This window comes from Bradyrhizobium sp. PRIMUS42, from assembly GCF_023006515.1.
Classification (GTDB): domain Bacteria; phylum Pseudomonadota; class Alphaproteobacteria; order Rhizobiales; family Xanthobacteraceae; genus Bradyrhizobium.
In genome coordinates this window covers 1-4,183 of the sequence record NZ_JALBGZ010000560.1, presented here as the reverse complement: position 1 = coordinate 4,183, position 4,183 = coordinate 1, and the positions used below count along the sequence as shown (strand labels likewise).

Below are 4,183 nucleotides of genomic sequence, written 5' to 3'. Positions count from 1 at the left end.
CGCTGCCATGCAGATTGGCCCACAGGACCAGCAGCGGCAGCGCCCAGTATGGCGGCGGCCCGCCGCGATCCATGCAGCGGACCAGGGCAGCCGCCCAGGTCACCATCACCGGCAGCACGAGGGCGTGTGGCCGCGCCAGCATATGTGGCGCCAACAGGACGACGGCCGCGATCACCATGAGCAGCGTCAGGCTTGGCGAAAGCTCGCGCAACAGGAAGAAGGTGAACAAGCCAAAGGCGAGCGCTATCGCGGCGGCTGCGACAACGACGACGCCGGGCCAGCCGGAAAGTGCGTAGGCTCCGGCGTAGACGACTTCCGAGAGCCATTCGAACGTGATCCAGGCCGCGCCAAGCTTCGAAAACGAAAAGGGATCGCTCTCCGGCAGAGTGCCATGCGCTATGATCCAGCGTCCGACCTCGATATGAGAATAGCTGTCGGGATCACCGAGCAGCCGCGGCCCAACGATCAGCAGCAGGCCATACACGCTGAGGCCCACGGCCCAAGGGAGCGCTGCACGTGCCGGAAACGGTTGAACCGCGCTGTGGACGGCCTGGTCAGTCATGGCGGGCAAAAGTAGGACGCAAGCGTTAAGTTCTTCTTTAATGTTTCTCGCATTTGCCCCATCGCCGAGGCGGAGTTCCGGACTTTCCGGAGCGAATCGAGGCCGTGTCGAAGCCTGACCCGGACCGTCTGGCGCGTGCGCAAATGAGAGAACGCGCGCCACACTTGAAGTGCCGCGACGCTATCGAAGTGGGGGCGTCGCTGCAGCGCGTGTCATCATGATCAAGTTGTCGCGCCGCGCTGCGCCACGAGCTGGAACCGGACAAGGGCCGCTGCAGCTCCATGCAGGCAATCAAACTCTCTCCCGATTTCCTACAAATCTCTGCCATCTACCAAAGGTAGATTTCTCCCGGTGAAGCGTGGTCAACAACGCGACTTGCAAAAAAACTGCAGACGTCAGGCGCGCTTCCGACAATGAAATGGGAGTTACGCCATGCAGCATCTGCCGAACGACACCTTCGACGTCACGCTTGACCAGTTTGGCCAAATCGCGACCGTATATGGAGATCCCGGCTTTCCGGCATCCACCGACGTCGTGGGCGGCAACGATACCGTGACGGCCACCGTCGCCGCGCTCAATGCGAAACTCACGATCTTCGGCGACGACCATACGATGTTGCTTGGTCACTCCCAGGGTGGAAATGACACGCTGATCGCCGACATCGACGGTGGCTGGGGCACCGCCGTCGTGATCGGCGATACCCAGTCGATGATCGATGACGCCAAGGGCGGCAACGACACCATCGTCGCGGATGCCGGCCGCACCGTCTACACGACGATCTCGGCCTTCGGCGATGTCGCAGGCGACATGTCCGGCAATGCGCAGGGCGGCCATGACGACATCACAGGCTCGGTCGCGTGGCGGGGCGGCGCCAACCTGTTCGCCGGCGATGCCGGCGGTTCTATGATGGACACCTCGCACGGCGGCAACGACACGCTCGATGTCAGCGTGCTCACGACGGACGGCGGGGCGACTGTCAGCGGCGATGCCATCGGTTCCCTGAGAGGTCTCGCGCATGGCGGCAACGACAACCTGACCGTCACCTTGAACGGCGACAGCGCCATCTCGGGCGGAGCCTTGTTCGGGGATTCGGCGACATCCCTGATGGATCTTGCCCAAGGCGGCGACGATGTGCTCACCGTCAAGCTCGCCGGCCAGTATACGGATGCCGGCTCGCAGATGTACGGCGACGCGCCGACCATGGTGGGTAATTCCCATGGCGGCAACGACATCCTCAATGGCGGCGCGGGCCGCGATTTCATGTATGGCGATGCGCGAAACTATGAACCGGCGACACCAGGTTCGATCACCGGCGGCGCCGACACGCTGAACGGCGGAGCCGGTGACGACCGGATGTGGGGCGGCGGAAACAGCGACTTCTTCGCCTTCAACACCGGCTCCGGCAACGACACGATCGTCGACTTCGATCAAGGCAACAAGGCCGTCGGCAGCACCGAGGTGGAACACGATTTGATCGACGTGCAGGACTACGGCTTTGCAGACTGGACGGCGCTGTCGAAACTGATCAGCGACAACACCGCCGGCGATGCCGTGATCCATCTCTCCGCCAACGATTCGATCACACTGGACGGGATCCACGCGGCGAACCTGCATTCGACCGACTTCATCATCTGAGGAAGCAGAGCAGGAGCGACGGTGTCGCCGCGCCGCGGCGGAACTTACCGCGATCCAACTCTGTCCCGAATTCCAGCAAATCCCTGCCATCGACGCAAACTAGATTCGTCTCCGTGAAGCGTGGTCACAGCGGCGCAAGACTTTCGCCGATGTCCGGCCCGCTTCCGACAATGAAATGGGAGTTACGCCATGCAATATCTGCCGAACGACACCATCGACGTCCTGCTCGACCAGTTTGGCCAGATCGAAACCATCAACGGAGATCCGAACTTCCCGACCACCTCGGACGCCTGGGGCGGCAACGACACCGTGACGGCGACCATCAGCCAGCCCGAGGCAGAGGTCACGATCTTCGGCGAGGACAACACGACGTTGCATGGCCAATCCCACGGCGGCAACGACACGCTCACGGTCAACTTCAACTACGGCTGGAACCAAGCTCTCGTGGTCGGCGATGCCCAGGCGATGACCGACGACGCCAGGGGCGGCAACGACACGATCAATGTCTTGGACGACTCGTTGTACACCAACGTGCAGGCTTTCGGCGATGTTGCCGGCGACATGACGGCCAATTCGCATGGCGGCAATGACACCATCATCGGCGCGGTGGGCTGGCGAGGCTACGACAATGTGTACGCCGGTGATGCCGGTGGTTCCATGAGCGGCACGGCGCAGGGCGGCAATGACTCGCTCGATATCAGCCTGAACACGCGGGAGGGCTCAGCGAGGATCAGCGGCGACGCCATTGGTTCCATCGGCGGCGATGCGCATGGCGGCAACGACAACCTCACGCTGACCATGAGCGGTGAGAACGTCTGGGCCGGCGCTTCGCTGTCGGGAGACTCCTCCACGTCCCTGACCGACAACGCCCAGGGCGGCGACGACGTCCTCACCGTCACGATCAGCACCGCGTACACGGACGATGCGCGCGACAAGCTGTTCGGCGACGCTCCGACCATGTCCGGCAATGCCCATGGCGGCAACGATGTCCTCACCGGCGGAGCGGCCACCGACTATCTGTATGGCGATGCGGCGGCCTATGACCCCGCAACACCGGGCTCGATCACCGGCGGCAGGGATAAACTCAACGGCGGCGCCGGCAATGACCAGCTTTCCGGCGGAGGAAACAGCGACACCTTCGTCTTCAACACCGGCTCCGGCAATGACCTGATCACCGACTTCGATCAGGGCAACAAGGCGGTCGGCAGCACCGTGACCGAGCACGACCTGATCAACCTGCACGACTACGGGTTTGCGGACTGGGCGGCGCTGTCGAGCCTGATCAGCGACAATGCCGCCGGCGACGCCGTGATTCAACTGTCGGCGAACGATTCCATCACGCTCGATGGCGTCAACGCGGCGAACCTGCACGCGACCGACTTCCTGATCTGAGCGAGTTGCTCCTCGAGCAACGTCTCGCCCCGCCGACAGCGGGGCGAGACGCGGATTATCATTTTCCCTAGCTGTCGAAGCACCGCGAACCACAACGCCAGCGGCTCTCTAAGGGCTCCCGGCTCGGACGGTGTTGGGCGGACGGCCGTGTGCACCATGACGAGCTTCGAGGCCGGATCGACCAGGATGATCTGCCCGCGAATCCCGAGCAGGGCAAATCTCCGCTGCTCGCCGGGAAGAAGCCAGACCTGATAAGTAGCCGTGGCGGACCGCAGCACCAAGCCAAGGATCTCGGTTTCCACGCTGGCATAGTGCCATCTGGTATTCGGCGGCGCGCCGCGCGTGTTGAATTGCGACCTGCCCTCATACGTCCCGGCTGTCCATTTTCTAGGACAACCTCTTGGGGCCCGTGAAGAGATATTTGCTATCAGGGCGCGCACAGGACGCCATCTCGCACCAGCAAACCCCGCCAATAAAAAACGCGGCGTTTCCGCCGCGTTTTTCAATCTGATCTACCGGCTAGCGATTACGCCTGCGGCTGCGGCTCCAGGCCGGGATCCGCATCGGGCCGCGGGCGCGGCGACTTGCCGGCCG

The 4,183-nt window shown here is 63.1% G+C and carries 2 protein-coding genes and 1 pseudogene; 2 read left to right on the top strand and 1 reads right to left on the bottom strand.

Going from position 1 to position 4,183, the window contains the following annotated elements; translation table 11 throughout:
- Positions 1-496, bottom strand: a pseudogene (locus MOV75_RS29220) (hypothetical protein); the annotation flags it as partial.
- 498 nt (positions 497-994) lie between these two features.
- On the opposite strand from MOV75_RS29220, the gene MOV75_RS29215 reads away from it, so the two are divergent.
- Both MOV75_RS29215 and MOV75_RS29210 read left to right on the top strand, forming a co-directional pair.
- The gene (locus tag MOV75_RS29215) at positions 995-2,197 is read left to right on the top strand and encodes a calcium-binding protein (protein ID WP_246931117.1); all 1,203 of its coding nucleotides are present in this window, start codon (positions 995-997) and stop codon (positions 2,195-2,197) included.
- Between the two features lie 189 nt (positions 2,198-2,386).
- Positions 2,387-3,589, top strand: a complete 1,203-nt coding sequence (locus MOV75_RS29210; RefSeq protein WP_246931116.1) for a hypothetical protein — start codon at positions 2,387-2,389, stop codon at positions 3,587-3,589.
- Positions 3,590-4,183: the final 594 nt, after the last annotated feature.